We start from the raw sequence: 16204 nt of genomic DNA on the forward strand, positions 1-16204 counted from the left end.
AGTAGTTATGCGGTAGTTGTGCAACTTGATTATAAACGCATAATTACTGCATGACACCAGCCGAGCTCAAAGATCTGATTGACCGTTACATCAGCGGAAATATTACCGATGATGAAAAACACCTGGTTGACGACTGGTATTCATCTTACGCAGATAGCCCGGCCAACGATAGTGCAGCTGATAATGAGCAACTAAAGGCAGAAATTTATGCACGTTTATCAGGCACCATTCATCATCGGAGTGATAAGGTACGTGTTATCAGGTTAATGCGTTATGCTGCTATAATAGCTATAGCGTTTGTTTCCATTACCCTACTTATCCGCAAAAAAGATCTACCATCAGTTATATCAGCCAAAAACAGTGAAAGTTTTACATCGATCCAAACTAAGGCGGGAGAAATAAAAAAGATTGCTCTTCCGGATGGTTCATGGGTGTGGCTAAACGCTAAAAGCCTTTTACGCATTGGTGATAATTTTCAAAACGCTCGGCAACGCAGGGTTTACCTTGACGAGGGTGAAGCTTTTTTTGAGGTTACAAAAAATCCTGAAAGGCCGTTTTTTGTAAAAACACCAACCATTACTACCCGCGTGCTTGGCACGTCATTCAATGTAAGGTCGTACAGTCAATTAAAACAAAGCAGTGTTACAGTTTGCACGGGCAAGGTGCAGGTTAATGATAATAAAAGGCAGGTTGCCTTGCTTACACCCAACATGCGGGTAAACTACTATCCGGCCAATAGGAATGCTAAGGTTGTAAGCAGCAATGGCTTATCAGCAAGGGCGTGGACAGAAGGTAAGCTGATTTTTAATGAAGCAACATTTAAAGAGTTGGCTTTTGCCGTAGCAAATACTTATGGGATTAACCTCGTAAGTAAAAACAAAGCTACCGGTAATTATCGCTATAACATAAATATCAATACATCGCGCACGCTTGAAGAAACATTGCGTGTCATCTGCTCTGTCCATCAAAACCATTATAGGAGGAATGATGATGAAGTAATTATTTATTGATAGAATAAAAAAAGCCGGAACTGAAGCAGCCCCGGCCTGTGCCTGCATAGCTGACAGATTGAGCCCTAACAGCTTTGCCCTTAGTTACTTAATTAAATTTTCACTAAAGAAATCAAATGTATGAAAAAAAATTTACGTCGCTTAAATAAAGCTATGCGTATTACGTTTCTGATTTACACCGCAGTAATCATGTGCTCGGGAGTGCTAAGCGCTTCACCATCAGCCGGGCAGATTTTTGAAAAACGTGTGAGCGTTTCATTAAAAAATGAAACGCTTGCCGCCTCATTAAAAAAAGTTGAGCAAGCCGGAAAGGTAGATTTTGCCTATGACCCGCAAATGGTTAACCTTGAAGGTATCAGCGTTAAAAATTATAATTTTAATAACGAACGCATTTACAATGTACTTAAAAAACTATTGAGCAATACGCCAATTGGTTTTAAAGAAGAAGTGCAAGGTACCATTACCCTGTTTAAAAAACAGGGAAAACCAATTGCTGCCCCTGGCAGGATCTCGGGTAAGGTTGTTGATGAAAAGGGTGAGCCCTTGCCTGGCGCTACCGTTATGCTGCTGGAAGCTAACAAAGGTGTACAGGCACAGGCCGATGGCTCGTTCACTATCGAGGCTGAAGAAGGCTTATATACACTGGTTACAAGTTTTATTACGTATGAGACAAAGCGTACACCAGGTATACGTATAAAGGCTGGTGAAACCACTCAGCTTAATACTATTGTACTTACCGCCCAAACAGGTACTTTAAAAGAGGTGCTGGTGGTGGGTTATGGTACGCAAAAAAAAGCAAACCTTACCGGTTCGGTAGATCAGGTGAGCTCAAAGGTATTGGAAAACCGTTCTTTACCTAACCTTGCGCAAGGGCTGCAGGGAACTATCCCAAATCTTAACATTGTTCCGTTGGATGGTAAGCCAATACAATCGCCAACATTCAATGTGCGTGGTACCACCTCAATTGGTCAGGGTGGTAACGCGCTGGTTCTGGTAGATGGTGTTGAAGGTGATCCAAGCCGCCTTAACCCGGCCGACGTAGAAAGCGTATCGGTATTAAAGGATGCTTCTTCTGCTGCAATCTATGGCGCGCGCGGTGCTTTCGGCGTTGTGTTGATCACAACAAAAAACCCTTCGAAAGAAAAAACGAGCGTAACTTACTCTTTCAATCAGTCGATAAAAAGCCCAACTACTGTACCTAAGTTTGTTACAGACGGATACACATTTGCCACCATGTTCAATGACGCCTGGAGCGCCTGGAACGATTATTCGCAAACCCCGCAAAACATCAATAAGACGGTAAAGTTTTCTCAGGCCTATCTGGAAGAACTTAAAAGACATAATGAGGATCCCTCGCTGCCGACTACCATTGTAAATGCTGCCGGCGAGTATGAATACTATGGCGATACCGACTGGTATAAATTGCTTTACAAAGATCACAACAGTGCCCGTGAGCATAACCTGGCTATTTCTGGTAATAGCGGCAAGGCCGATTTCTTAATCACAGGCCGTTATTTTTCTCAAGACGGCTTGTTCAGGTATAATAGTGATGACTATAACATCTACAACTTAAGGGCTAAAGGCTCTTTACAGGTATACCCCTGGTTAACTATAGCTAATAATGCCGATTACTCAAGCATGAAGTACCACAATCCGCTTAACGTAGGCGAAGGAGGTAGTATATGGCGCAACATTGCGGATGAAGGCCATACCATGGTGCCGTTGTTTAACCCCGACGGAACTTTGACTTACTCGGCAGCTTACTCTGTAGGTGACTACTATTATGGTAAAAATGGTATCGATATGAATAATCGTGTGTTCCGTAATACCACCAGTTTTAACGCGCGCTTTTTAAACAATGTGTTCCGTGTAAAAGGCGACTTTACCTTCCAGAACACAGATAACAATCAGGATCAGAAACGTGTGCCGGTACCTTATAGCCGTAAGCCTGGAGTAATAGAATACGTTGGTACAGCCTATAACGATCTTCAAAAGATCGATCAGAGTACAAATTATATTGCTACCAACGTTTATGGCGAGTATGAGCCTAAACTAAAAGGCGGACATTATTTTAAGGCATTGGCTGGCTACAACTATGAGCAATCAACCTTTGAGCGTTTATCGGCATTGCGCAATGGATTAATCCAGGAAGATGCAACTGATATTAACCTTGCTCTTGGTCAATCGATCACTACAGCCGGTGGCTGGGAGCGCTGGGCGATAATGGGTGGCTTTTATCGCTTAAACTACTCATATAAGGACAGGTATTTAATTGAAGCTAACGGCCGTTATGACGGTTCGTCTAAATTTCCTTCAGATCAGCGCTATGCTTTCTTCCCTTCTGTATCTGCAGGCTGGCGGTTATCTGAGGAGCCTTTCTTTAAAGTATCTAAAGATCTGATCAGCAACTTAAAAATCCGTGCCTCATACGGTTCATTAGGTAATGGCAGTATTAACTCATACGCGTTTCAGGAAACTTTTGGCATTACAAGATCAGGCAGGATAATCAACGGTGTTTTACCACAGCGTACAAGTATTGGCCCGGTGCTGCCTGATGGCCTTACCTGGGAAACAACACGTATTAAAAACCTCGGTGTAGATTTTGGTTTGTTAAATGACCGCCTGAACATTAGTGCCGATGCCTATATACGCGATACTAAAAACATGTATACTGTAGGGCCAACCCTACCGGCAGTTTTTGGTGCCGACCCACCGAAAGGTAACTATGCCGACCTGCAAAACAAGGGTTGGGAGTTAAGTGTAAACTGGCATGATCGTTTCGAAGTAGGCAGCAAGCCATTTAACTATGGTGTAAGGCTTACCTTGTCTGATTACCTGGCGAAAGTTACCAAATATAACAACAGCGATAAGAGACTGAGCGATTACTACACCGGCCAGACCATTGGCGAGATATGGGGCTACACTACTTTGGGTTATTTCACATCCGCTGCAGATATTGCCAACTCGCCAAAACAAATACTTACCAAGGCATCAACCACAGGCCAGTTACTACCGGGCGATATTAAATTTGCCGACCTGGATGGTAATGGTGTGATAGATTACGGCGCGCAAACCGCAAATAATCCGGGTGACCGCAGGGTAATAGGTAATTCAACTCCCCGTTATGTTTATTCAATAGGCCTGAATGCTGACTGGAACAACTTCTCTTTCTCGGCTTTCTTGCAGGGTGTTGGTAAACGGGATTGGTACCCGGGTGCTGAGGCCAGCGTGTTCTGGGGCCAATACAACAGGCCATATAACAAGATACCTCAATCCATGTTAGGTAACATCTGGTCCGAAGATAACCCTAATGCTTATTTCCCACGATATCGTGGTTATTCGGCGCAAAACGGCTCTGGAGAATTAACACAGGCACAAACCAAGTATCTGCAAAACGCAGCTTATCTGCGCCTTAAAAATGTGCAAATAGGCTACAACCTGCCTTTGCCGCTTATACAAAAAATAAAACTGAGCAACCTGCGGGTATTCGTTTCCGGCGAGAACCTGTTAACATGGTCGCCGCTTTACAAGATCACCAAGGATATCGATCCTGAAAGCATTAACGGATCTGACAGGGTGTTAACAGACGGTGGCAGCGGTAACGGTAACAATTACCCTATACTTAAAAGCATAACACTTGGTGTAACAGCAACCTTTTAATCTAAAATAACTAACAAACAATTTAATCAGGTTAAATATGTTTTCAATAAAATTTAAATATACCAGGTTACTGTTTTCATTAGCAGTAATAGGTATTATAGCCACTGGCTGTAAAAAACTTGATCAGGTGCCTCAATCCAGTGCAACAAACCCTGCTGTATTCGGTAGTGTAAATGGGTTGCAGGTGTATGCCAATTCCTTTTATGAGATACTGCCTGATGCAGGTGCATTGGTACGTGGCGATGCTATGGCAGACTATGCCGCCCGTACTTCAGTCCCCGATTTTTTAAGGCCGGGAGCTTACAGCCCGCAGCAAAGTACCGGCTGGACTTGGAACGCTTTGCGTAATATAAACTATTTCTTAGCTAATAACGTAAGGACAAATGTATCGGTAGAACAGCGCAACCATTTTAATGGTTTAGCCCGTTTTTTCAGGGCTTGGTTTTATTTTGATAAGCTGAAGCGTTTTGGCGATGTACCATGGATAAATTCGGCAATGGATATTGACGATCCTAAATTATACGGAGCACGTGATCCGCGTACACTTGTTGTTGATTCAATCATCGCTGATCTTGACTATGCCAGCAAGAATATCCTGACAACAAATGATGCATCGCGCACACAGATTACTAAAAATATCGTGTATGCGTTTAAATCAAGGGTGTGCCTTTTTGAAGGTACTTTCCGTAAATATCATACCGAATATGATTTAGGTTCATCAGCTAACGGCCTACTGCAGCAAGCTGCCGATGCGGCAAAAACAGTTATAGATGCGGGTACATTTAACCTGAACACAGCAGGTGGTACCGATAAAGCCTACCGTGCGCTGTTCAACAGTACAACTCCAAACACTAATGAGGTGTTACTGGCAGCTGTTGTTGACCCTACATTAGGGGTTTTTAATGATGCAAACTGGTATTGGACAAGCGCCACTTACGGCGACCGCCTTAGCCTGATACGCACGTTTGTTAATACTTATCTGAATATTGATGGTACGCCATTTACCACCACCCCAGGTTATAAAACCATGCCTTTTGTAGAAGAGGTTAAAGGCCGTGATATGCGCTTGCAGCAAACCATACGCATGGGCAATTATACCCGTTTAAATGGTGCAACCCAGGAGGCGGCACCACCGGTATTCTCATATACCTACACCGGTTATCAGCCAATAAAGCTTACTCAGGATGATGCATCTATGGATGGCGGATCACGCAATACCAACTCGATACCATCAATAAGATACGCCGAAGTATTGCTGAATTATGCCGAGGCTAAAGCGGAGTTAGGCACTTTTACAGACGCCGACTGGAATATGACCGTTGGGGCATTACGCCGCAGGGCAGGTATAACCGGTAATACAGCAACCAGGCCAACTACTATTGATCAGTACCTGCAAACTAACTATTTCCCGGGCATAACCGATCCTTCGCTATTAGAGATCAGGCGAGAGCGCGGTATTGAGCTGGTATTTGAAGGTTTTCGTTTTTATGACATCGTTCGTTGGAAGCGCGGCCCGCTGATGGACCAGGTTTGGAATGGCTTCTACGTGCCTGAACTTAATACCCCGCTTGACCTGAATGCTGATGGTAAACCGGACGTTGCCTTTTATCGTACCATGCCATCTGACCCTGTAAAGGGGGTTACCTATGTGAGCGTTGGCGATAATCTTGCAAACGGATCTGTTAATCCTCAGCGCCTTAATAGTGATAACGAGCTTACCTGGCTTTCAAACGTACAGCGCAAATGGGATGATAAATACTATTTGTATCCGATACCTGAAGCAGACAGGCTGATCAACCCCAAGCTTGGGCAAAATCCGGGCTGGTAATTAATTATTAATGTTTAACACAATGAAATTTAAAAACTTATATATCACATTACTGCTATTATTGGTTTGTGGTGCCACACAGGCACAGCACTTAATTGCAGGCACATTCAACTTGCGTTTTGATAACCCGCGTGATACCGGCAACCTATGGGTTAAACGCGCGCCGGTGGCGGCAGCCCTGATTCGTTTTCATGATTTTGATATATTAGGCACTCAGGAAGGCCTTAAAAATCAGCTGGACGATCTGAGCAACGCCCTGCCAGAATATGAGCGCTATGGCCTTGGCCGTGATGATGGCAAAGATGGTGGAGAACACTCGGCTATCTTCTTTAAAAAAGATCGTTTTCAGGTGTTAAAGAAAGGCGATTTCTGGCTGTCTGAAACGCCTGACAAACCAGGTTTAGGCTGGGATGCTACCTGCTGCAACCGTATATGCTCGTGGGTATACCTGCTTGATAAGCAAAGCAAAAAAAAGTTTTACTTTTTTAATGCCCACTTTGACCATCAGGGAAAGATAGCCCGCGAAGAAAGCGGTAAGCTGATTTTGCAAAAAATAAAAGAGATTGCCGGCAACGAAAAAGCTATTTTCACCGGCGATCTTAACGGCGACCACAACAGCACCTGGTACCAGCGCCTGGCTACTTCAGGTTATTTAACCGATACCTATACCCTGGCAAAGGCCCCTTATATTTTTAACGCCTCTTTTAATAGTTTTGGCAGGGCGTTAAATAAGGATGGTATTATTGACCATGTGTTTATAACCGGAAAAGCCGATGTTAAACGCTGGGGTATATTAACTGACAGCTACCGCGGTAAATTCCCGTCAGATCATTTCCCGGTGCTAACTGAATTAACATTCTAATTTGTTTTTTCTTTTTCTCTGAAAGCCTCCTCAATAGGGAGGCTTTTCTGTTATTGCGAATTTTAGTTAAATTTATTAATCTCTTGAAAGTATTTTTTAGGAGAAATTCCCGCAAATCGCTTGAAGTCTTTAATAAGGTGATTATCATCGTAATAACCATTATCAATGGCCACTTGAATAAGATCTTTTGATGTGTATGAATGCAGGTCTAAATAAGCGTTCAAAAAGCGCTTGATCAGGAAATAGTTTTTAGGAGAAAGACCTGTAAAGGCTTTAAAATTACGCTCCAGCCATTTATAATTTAAACGGGTAGCATATTTTGTTTGAAGATCTTTTACGGTAAATACATCCTGCCGGTCTATGTAATTTAGAAGATCTGTTAATAGCTTAGGATAAGAACAGGAATTAGCCTTTTGAGCAATAAAACCGGAAATTATTTCTATTCGACTATCAATAGATAAAGAATTATAATATCCATCATTCAACTCTTTAATACCGGTCCCAACAATCTCCGACAAGTTGAAAACCTGATCTTCTTCAAAGCAATTATGCTGCACTTCGAACAGTTTAAAAAAAGTTAACGGGTAAAAGCGAACAACGAATAAATTACCGTAAGATGCAGGCGACTCGCAATAAACATTGTTCAGCATACCTCCACAAACCCAAATATTGTCAAGCTGCTTTGCTGTTCCTTCTATACTTAACTTCATTTTTTCATCCGGGCTTTGCATAAAAGCAATAACAGGATAGCCATCGTTAAAAAATAACGCCCTTTTTTCTAAGCGACCGGTGTTAAACAAATAGTAACCCTCCACAAACTCCTTTACCGAATCTGGAGGTGCAATTTTGATAACATGATCATCATGCGGGTAAGCTATATCTTTAAAAAAATTGATGGGCACAGGAACAAAGGTAGTAAATGTCCAAATTATACTGTTGGCCAGGGGTTGTAGTGACTAATTTTGAGGATAAATTATAATGCAGGTATTGTGATAATAACAAACGAAGAAGAGATCGCCGGATTAAAAATGATCAGCGATATAGTTGCATCCACATTAAAGCAAATGCACGCCTTTGCACGCCCCGGGATGAGCACCAAAGAATTAGACGATTACGGCGGGGCGCTACTTAGTGAGTTTGGCGCAAGGTCTGCACCGTATTTGGTTTACCAGTTTCCGGGGCATACGTGTATAAGCATAAATAATGAAGTATGTCATGGTATCCCATCAGATAAGAAAATTATCCAGGAAGGCGATTTGTTGAATATCGATGTTTCTGCCGAACTAAACGGTTACTGGTCTGATAACGGTAGCTCGTTTGTTGTTGGCAGGGATATCCATCAGCAACAACACCTGGTAGATACATCCAGGGCGATACTTAAAAAGGCTATTGAGGCAATCAGAGGCGGGGTTAAGATCAATGAGATTGGTGGTTTTATAGAAAACGAAGCCAAGCGAAACGGTTATAAAGTGATCAAGAATCTGGGAGGCCATGGCATAGGCAAAAGCCTGCATGAGCAGCCCGACGGGCTTTTGAATTACAAAGACAAACTTGACCAACGCCGATTCAGAAAAAACACCGTCGTAGCGATTGAGACATTCATAACAACAAACTCGTCCTGGGCTGTAGAACAGCCCGATGGTTTTACATTAGTAGGCGATAAAGGTGGTTTTGCAGTACAGCATGAGCATACCATAATTGTTACTGATGACTTGCCCATCATACTGACTGAGAAAAATGGCGTTTGGGAATAAACTATTGTAAGCGCTGACCAAATGCTATTTAATGCTGTAAGAAAGGTTTTCATTCAATAAAATCAATTATTTATATTTAATCTAAATAAGATTAAATATATTTGCGGCACATTTGATTAAAGATGAGCCTTGACTACTTGTTCCGTTATTTCTCTTTCCTGGTAGCATTTCTTTTATTTCAATTTGTTTCATTAAACGCATTTTCTCAAACACAGCCAAATATAACCGGCGAAGTTTATGACCAGGATGGTACGCCGGTGTATATGGCGAATGTTGTACTTAAGGGGACACCCTACCATACAGAAACGGATACTGAAGGCCACTTTACCCTGTCAGTTCCTCCCGGTAAATATGAGTTGGAAATAACCCGTGTTGGTTTTAAAGCAGAGAAAACTGAAATCACCGTTGGTATTACTGGGCTTAAACTTGGCCGCAAAGTACTGACGAACTCTGCTGTGCAGCAAGAAGTGCAGGTAAGCGGAAAAACCAAAGCCCAGGTAATTAAAGAGCAAGGGTTCCAGGTAAATGCCATCGATCTGAAAGCGCAATACAACACCACGTCTGATTTAAACCAGGTACTTAACCGCACCACAGGTGTTCGTATACGCGAAGAAGGCGGGTTAGGGTCCAATTTTAATTTTTCACTTAATGGTTTCAGCGGCAACCAGGTAAAGTTTTTCCTGGATGGTATACCGATGGATAATTTTGGCTCATCGTTTACCTTAAATAATCTTCCGGTTAACATTGCCGAGCGGATTGAGGTTTACAAAGGTGTTGTTCCGGTAGGTTTAGGTACGGATGCACTTGGCGGAGCGGTAAATATAATTACCCGCAGTAACAAAAATTACCTGGATGTATCGTACTCGGTTGGTTCTTTCAATACTCACCGCCCCGCAATAAGCGCCGGTTATTATGACCCTAAAACGCATTTTACGGTAAGGGCAAATGCTTTCTACAACTATTCGGATAATAATTATAAAGTAAGAGTAGAGCCGATTGATTTTGAAACCAATCAAAAACTCCCTGCACGGGATGTGAAAAGGTTTCATGACAATTACGAATCGGCAGGTGGGCAGATAGAAGTTGGGGTTAGTGGAACCAGCTATGCAGATAAATTATTATTAGGATTATTAGCATCCGGGAACGATAAGGATGTACAAACCGGTGTTACCATGGAGCAGGTTTATGGTAAACGTACCACAAAAAGCAATACGATAATACCAACACTTAAATACCAGAAATATAACTTTTTGGCTAAGGGCTTGGATTTGAATCTATACTCGGCTTATAACATATCTAACAACCGGTTTATAGATACATCACGCTATAGGTACAACTGGCTGCGCGAAACTCAGCTGGTTTCTAATGGTGGTCGCGGTGAACAAGGTTTTTCTTTACTTAAAAATAAAGATCATGAAGCGTTGATTACCGCAAACCTGTCTTATAAATTAAACGATCATCACGCATTTACATATAACTACATCCTTTCTGATTTTACCAGGAAAAGCAGTGATGCAGCAGACCCGGATAAAAACCTTATTTATGAGTTTCCGCAAGGAGTGCGCAAACAAAATATGGGTATAAGCTGGCAGGCTACTTACGGTGCTTTTACGGCAAATGTATTTGGAAAGGCTTATCTATTTAAAGCCAAATCGGCAGAAAACGTTTCTACAAACCTCGATCCTGTTTTCCAGGTGGTATCTACCAATAAAAACTATCTTGGTTACGGTGCGGCCAGCGCTTATTACCTGTTGCCGCAATTGCAGGTAAAAGCTTCTTACGAAAAAGCATACCGTATGCCGGATGCATCTGAAATATTAGGCGATGGCTTATATGTAATTGCAAACCCCCGGTTAAATCCGGAAAGCAGCCATAACTTCAACGTGGGCGCTATTTATACAGCTTATCAATCGGCAAGCCACCGGGTAGATATTGAAGGTAATTTTATTTATCGCAATGCCAGGGATTACATACGCCCGTTTCAGGGGCAAAATCAGCCGACTGGTCGTCAGTTAACTAACGTGGGTAAGGTAGTTACTACCGGTGTAGAAGGTGAGATAAGATACTCATGGAAACGATTGATTTATGCAAGTGTTAATGCAACCTATCAGAACATAGTTGACAGTACGCAATTTTTGAAAAGCAGTAATCTTTCCGGTACCATTGTCACAAAAAATCAAAATTATGGTTATCGCCTGCCAAATATTCCTTACCTGTTCGGTAATTTCAATTTAGGCGCGCAGATACCTGATGTTGGTGCAAAAAACAACCGCCTTGGCATCAACTATAGCTTAAACGTTGTTCAGAATTATTACCTGACGCCTAATCAGTTAGGCGCTGGTAATGATGATGAGATACCTCGCCAGATCGCACACAATGTTTCTGCCGATTACAGCCTTAGAAACGGCAAATACAATGTCTCACTGGAATGCCGCAACCTGACTGATAATCTTTTATACGACAACTTCAGGTTACAAAAGCCCGGGCGCTCGGTATGGTTAAAACTACGCTATTTCATTACTAAATAATATAAACCAACAAACTTTTCAATCATGAATAATTTCAGACATTTTTTTAAAGCAGGCATACTTTCAGCACTTGCTTTTGCCGCTGTATCCTGCAGCAACAAAAACGATGCACCCCAGCCTACTGAGGGAGATAAGGTGTACGCACTTGGATTGGGGGTAACTACTACTGAAGCCACTACAAATTATGTGCTGGCAACCAACGATCTGATGAACGGCACCCTTTCGTTAAAAGGCCAGGGTTTGCTGCAAGTTGGCTACCGCGACTTTTTAGGAGTTAACAACAGCTTTATGAGCATTGGTGGTTTAGGTGTGAACGATGTTAACGTTTTAACGCTTGATGCATCAGGCAATCTTGCTACTAAATCCGGCTTAACTTTTGAAAATCCGGCATCAGATATTAAAGATGTTGATGGAAAGGGAAAAACCTTATTAGCAACGTTTGTTCCGAGTGGCCCTACTGCCGGTACTGCTGAGCAATTTACTATTGTTGATGTTGCTACAAACGCAGTTACTAAAAAAGTATCTGTCCCGATGAGCGCTGTTTACAACACCAGTGACGACTGGTTTTTGCATACCGGCATTGTGGTTAGAGGTAACCAGGCTTTCCAAACGTTTTATCCGTTAAACGCTACTACTTTTGCAACAAAGAACACTGACCATGCATACGTAGCTGTTTACAGCTATCCTGATTTTGTTTACCAAAAAACCATCACTGATGACCGTACAGGCCCTGCAGGTTCATTTGGTACACGTTCAGGTATCTTTGTAACCGAGTCTGGTGATATTTATACTGTAGCGCATAATGGCTATGGTTACTCTAAATCTACTAAAGACGCGGGCATCTTAAAAATTGCCAACGGTACTACTGCATTTGATGCGTCTTACTATTTCAATACATCGACAGCTGCTAATGGTGGCAGAATTGTTCATGCAATGTACATAGGCAATAACAAATTATTTGCAGAGATCAGTACAGGCGCACAAGCCAGCCAATGGGCAGATGATAATTTGAAATTTGCTATTGTTGACCTTGCTGCTAAAACCATTACTGCTGTTCAAAACTCACCTACTTTTTCTGGTAACGGTGGCCGGAGCTTTGCAGCTATGTATGACGATGGAAAAGCTTATGCAGCAGCCACAGTCAACGGCGTTTGCAATATATATCAAATTGACATTGCTACAGCCAAGGCAACCAAGGGCGCAGTAGTTGAAGCATCTTTTGTTGGCGGTATTGGGCGTTTAAAATAATTAATCTTGGTTTATAAACCGTAAGCCCGATATGGCTTACGGTTTAAAATTCTCTACCGATGAGTGTTGAAGCCCTACCGTCTCCGCGGCCTATTGTAAGGCGCAGATCAGCTGTTAAAAAGAAAAAGAAGCAACGATCGTTGTTTTACCGCATATCTGCCTGGCTGCACTTGTGGTTGGGGCTAATTACCGGTATTGTGGTTGTTATTGTAAGCATAACCGGCGCAATATTGGTATTTGAACAGGAACTGCGTGTTTGGCTGCAACCTTATCAAACGGTTGAGGGGCATGGCAAGGCTTATCTGCCGCCGTCCAGGCTCAAGAAGGTGGCGATGCAGCAGTTTAAACTTCCTACAGTATCGGCTGTGGTTTATCAGGGTAAAAACCGCTCGGCAGTAGTGCCTTATTATGGCGACCCTAAGCGCTACCAGTTGATCTATATTGACCCGTATACGGGTAAGGTGCTGCAATCGGTAATGCTTAAAAACGACTTTTACCGCATTGTTTTAGAGGGGCATTATAACCTTTGGCTACCTCGCGAGTATGGCCGGCCAATTGTATCTTATTCTACACTAATATTCATTATTACATTAATTACCGGGCTGGTGCTATGGTGGCCAAAAAAATGGACTAAAAATACCCGCGACCGCAGCTTTAAGATCAAATTAAGCGGCAATACCAAACGCATTAATTACGATAGCCATAACGTACTTGGCTTTTATACATTAAGCATAGCATTAATACTGGGGCTTACTGGTATGGTGTATGGTATGCAGTGGTTTTCTGATGCGGTTTACTTTACTGCATCGGGCGGTACAAAAACAAAGCATTTTGCGTTTGAAAAACCAAAGGTTAAAGGTAAAGACAAAAGCAATGGAAATGGCCGCAAAGCCATAAAACCGCAGGACATTAACACCACCGGCGAAGAAGATAAATTATTTAACGATCTGGTAAGCAGCAAAACTGATATTTATTGGCAGGTACTAACTTTTGGTTACCCTTTCGGCAAAAAAGGGCCATGGACCGTATCCCTTGCTCCTGAAATTGGCCGCAGGGTTGGCGAAAAATCAACATTTTATGAGCAATTTACGCTTAAGAAACTATCTAAAGCGCCCGAAAACGGCGGTGATAAGTTTATGCGCCTTAACTACGATCTGCATGTTGGGTCTGTAGGAGGGTTTTTTACCAAAATACTGGCATTTCTAACTTGTATTATATGCGCCAGCCTGCCTATTACCGGATTTTTTATCTGGTGGGTTAAAAAATAGGGTTTACTGTAAGTAGGCACTAACGGTATCAGGTTAATTTAATCTGAATGCTGAAGGCGAATAGGATGTATCCTTTTTAAAAAAGTTTGAAAACTGGGCAATGTCATCAAAGCCTAAGGTCCATGCGATTTCGCTGATGTTCCAGTCAGTTTGGCGTAGGAGAATTTTTGCCTCTTGTATTATACGCATGGCAATCAGGTTTGTGGTTGTCTGCCCGGTAGCTTCTTTTAAGCTTTTGTTTAAATGATTTACATGCACTGCCAGGCGTTCGGCGTATTGGTGTGGGGTTCGTAAATTCAAACGCTGATTAGCCGATTGTAAGGGGAATTGCCGCTCAAGCAATTCAACAAAAAGAGATGCAATTCTTTCAGACGCATTCTGTGTGTTGCTCAATGTTGCCATTGGAGTAAGCTTTTGCCCAAAATGGATAAGCTCAAGTAAAAGATTTCTTAACAGATCGTACTTGAATTTGTAATCAGCAGCTATTTCTTTCTGCATCTTACGGAAAATGTATTCAATCTCCGTTGCTTGTGTTGCCGAAACTTCAAAAACGGGGATGCCCCCAGGCTGAAAGATAGGCATATCTTCAAGTATCACGCCTGATTTGGACGGCAGTAAAAAGTCGGGAGTAAAAACGCAGAACATCCCGGTTTGGTCAGCATCTGCAGGGTTCCATTTATAAGGAATTTTTGGTGTGGCAAATAGTAATGCGTTACCGTTAATGTGAATGGTTTTGTCCGCATATTCTGCATCGCTTTTACCACGAAGTAAGCTTATCTTATAATAACTTCTGCGGCTGTATGGCATCTGTCGGGTGCCATCCTCTTTATTAAAAAGCTTTTCACTTTCAAAAATATTAAAGTGCCCAATTTCTTCTATAATCCGCTCTGGCAATGCAGCGCCATTTCGTTTATAAAATTCTTCCAGGCTTGAGCTGGTTATCTTTTCCATTTTATTACTTTTTGATCGTAGAAAAAGCCTCGCAGTATATAGCGTTAAATTTACTTTAATTCTCCTGCTTTTAATTAATGAGCTAATAATGGCAACAGTTACAAAGCTGGCGGCAAATAGCCGCCAGTGTATTCCCATTAAGCTATATCAGCATGCCGCCCGAAACCTCAATGCGTTGGCCGGTAACCCAGCGGGCATCATCTGTGCATAAAAACGCAACTACGCCACCAATATCCTCTGCAACGCCTGGTCTTCCCAGTGCGGTTACTGCACTTACAGCTTTTTGTGATTCCTCGCTGTTGCGTAAATGAGCGTTCCCAAAATCGGTCATTACAGCACCCGGGGCAACAGTATTGGCCCTTATGCCTCTTGCACCAAGTTCTTTGGCCAGGTACCGGGTAAACACCTCAACTGCGCCTTTCATTGCAGCATAAACCGATGATTTTGGATAGCTGACACGGGTAAGGCCGCTTGAGATATTAACAATGCCTCCCCCGTCATTCATTAACGGGATCAATTGCTGGGTTAAAAAATAAACACCCTTAAAGTGGATATTCATCAGTTCATCAAAAAACTCTTCCGTTACATCTTCTATCAGTTCATAACCGCCAATCCCGGCATTGTTTATTAAATAATCGATATGACTGGCGTTAAATTCTTTGTTCAGTAGCTCATTCAATTGTTGTTTAAATGTACTAAAGCCACTTATCTTACCTGTATCCAACTGAAGTTTCGCAGCCTTTCTGCCACTTTGCTGAATTTGAGCTATAACCTTATCTGCCTCCTCTGTATTGCTATTATAGGTAATTATCACATCCAGGCCTTTTTCTGCAATACGTAAAGCCATGTCCCTGCCTAACCCACGGCTGCCGCCGGTAATAAGGGCAACTTTATTTTCTTTTGCTGTCATTTTATTGGTTTTGATTGATACAAAGTTAGTTTGATAACAAAGTGTACGTTTGATTGATTCAATCAAATATTTGTGAAATTCAAAGAATCATCTTTTTTTAAGCGATCAATTTAGCGTGTTGCTGGCCGGCTTTTATGATAGGCTAATCAATAATGGGCTTTGAATAGTTGAACTTATCAACTACT

The 16204-nt window shown here is 42.2% G+C and carries 11 protein-coding genes; 8 read left to right on the plus strand and 3 right to left on the minus strand.

The genetic code is table 11. The features are described 5' to 3' along the window. Positions 1 to 50: 50 nt before the first annotated feature. From ACFQZX_RS18565 to ACFQZX_RS18580, 4 genes are all read left to right on the plus strand, one after another. Positions 51 to 1010, plus strand: a complete 960-nt coding sequence (locus ACFQZX_RS18565; RefSeq protein ID WP_377118227.1) for a FecR family protein — start codon at positions 51 to 53, stop codon at positions 1008 to 1010. Positions 1011 to 1130: 120 nt separating this feature from the next. Then, entirely contained in the window at positions 1131 to 4670 is a 3540-nt protein-coding gene (locus ACFQZX_RS18570; protein WP_377118229.1) for a SusC/RagA family TonB-linked outer membrane protein, read from the plus strand. A 37-nt stretch (positions 4671 to 4707) separates the two neighbouring features. Further along, positions 4708 to 6498: a RagB/SusD family nutrient uptake outer membrane protein gene (locus ACFQZX_RS18575; protein WP_377118231.1), complete on the plus strand. Its 1791-nt coding sequence runs from the start codon at positions 4708 to 4710 to the stop codon at positions 6496 to 6498. 22 nt (positions 6499 to 6520) lie between these two features. Beyond that, positions 6521 to 7360: an endonuclease/exonuclease/phosphatase family protein gene (locus ACFQZX_RS18580; RefSeq protein WP_377118233.1), complete on the plus strand. Its 840-nt coding sequence runs from the start codon at positions 6521 to 6523 to the stop codon at positions 7358 to 7360. Between the two features lie 62 nt (positions 7361 to 7422). Here ACFQZX_RS18580 and ACFQZX_RS18585 read toward each other — a convergent pair whose 3' ends face one another. Beyond that, positions 7423 to 8262: a helix-turn-helix domain-containing protein gene (locus tag ACFQZX_RS18585; RefSeq protein WP_377118235.1), complete on the minus strand. Its 840-nt coding sequence runs from the start codon at positions 8260 to 8262 to the stop codon at positions 7423 to 7425. Between the two features lie 87 nt (positions 8263 to 8349). On the opposite strand from ACFQZX_RS18585, the gene map reads away from it, so the two are divergent. From map to ACFQZX_RS18605, 4 genes are all read left to right on the plus strand, one after another. Next, positions 8350 to 9114, plus strand: coding sequence for a type I methionyl aminopeptidase (map, locus tag ACFQZX_RS18590; RefSeq protein WP_377118237.1), 765 nt, complete (start codon positions 8350 to 8352; stop codon positions 9112 to 9114). A gap of 122 nt (positions 9115 to 9236) precedes the next feature. Further along, positions 9237 to 11642 (plus strand): TonB-dependent receptor domain-containing protein, encoded by a 2406-nt coding sequence (locus ACFQZX_RS18595; RefSeq protein WP_377118239.1) that lies wholly within the window; start codon positions 9237 to 9239, stop codon positions 11640 to 11642. A gap of 24 nt (positions 11643 to 11666) precedes the next feature. Next, entirely contained in the window at positions 11667 to 12890 is a 1224-nt protein-coding gene (locus ACFQZX_RS18600; protein ID WP_377118241.1) for a DUF4374 domain-containing protein, read from the plus strand. 59 nt (positions 12891 to 12949) lie between these two features. Then, a complete protein-coding gene (locus tag ACFQZX_RS18605) occupies positions 12950 to 14158 on the plus strand; it encodes a PepSY-associated TM helix domain-containing protein (RefSeq protein ID WP_377118243.1) in 1209 nt (402 codons plus the stop codon). A 33-nt stretch (positions 14159 to 14191) separates the two neighbouring features. Here ACFQZX_RS18605 and ACFQZX_RS18610 read toward each other — a convergent pair whose 3' ends face one another. Further along, positions 14192 to 15109: a helix-turn-helix domain-containing protein gene (locus tag ACFQZX_RS18610; protein WP_377118245.1), complete on the minus strand. Its 918-nt coding sequence runs from the start codon at positions 15107 to 15109 to the stop codon at positions 14192 to 14194. A gap of 142 nt (positions 15110 to 15251) precedes the next feature. Further along, the gene (locus ACFQZX_RS18615) at positions 15252 to 16019 is read right to left on the minus strand and encodes an SDR family NAD(P)-dependent oxidoreductase (protein WP_377118247.1); all 768 of its coding nucleotides are present in this window, start codon (positions 16017 to 16019) and stop codon (positions 15252 to 15254) included. Positions 16020 to 16204 lie beyond the last annotated feature (185 nt).

Source organism: Mucilaginibacter litoreus (assembly GCF_042676805.1).
GTDB classification, from domain to species: Bacteria; Bacteroidota; Bacteroidia; order Sphingobacteriales; family Sphingobacteriaceae; genus Mucilaginibacter; species Mucilaginibacter litoreus.

Excerpts from the sequence above, each read along its gene's own strand:
- ACFQZX_RS18565 (WP_377118227.1), top strand. The coding sequence starts at position 51 with ATGACACCAGCCGAGCTCAAAGATCTGATTGACCGTTACATCAGCGGA.
- ACFQZX_RS18570 (WP_377118229.1), top strand. The coding sequence starts at position 1,131 with ATGAAAAAAAATTTACGTCGCTTAAATAAAGCTATGCGTATTACGTTT.
- ACFQZX_RS18575 (WP_377118231.1), top strand. The coding sequence starts at position 4,708 with ATGTTTTCAATAAAATTTAAATATACCAGGTTACTGTTTTCATTAGCA.
- ACFQZX_RS18580 (WP_377118233.1), top strand. The coding sequence starts at position 6,521 with ATGAAATTTAAAAACTTATATATCACATTACTGCTATTATTGGTTTGT.
- ACFQZX_RS18595 (WP_377118239.1), top strand. The coding sequence starts at position 9,237 with ATGAGCCTTGACTACTTGTTCCGTTATTTCTCTTTCCTGGTAGCATTT.
- ACFQZX_RS18600 (WP_377118241.1), top strand. The coding sequence starts at position 11,667 with ATGAATAATTTCAGACATTTTTTTAAAGCAGGCATACTTTCAGCACTT.
- ACFQZX_RS18605 (WP_377118243.1), top strand. The coding sequence starts at position 12,950 with ATGAGTGTTGAAGCCCTACCGTCTCCGCGGCCTATTGTAAGGCGCAGA.
- ACFQZX_RS18610 (WP_377118245.1), bottom strand. The coding sequence starts at position 15,109 with ATGGAAAAGATAACCAGCTCAAGCCTGGAAGAATTTTATAAACGAAAT.
- ACFQZX_RS18615 (WP_377118247.1), bottom strand. The coding sequence starts at position 16,019 with ATGACAGCAAAAGAAAATAAAGTTGCCCTTATTACCGGCGGCAGCCGT.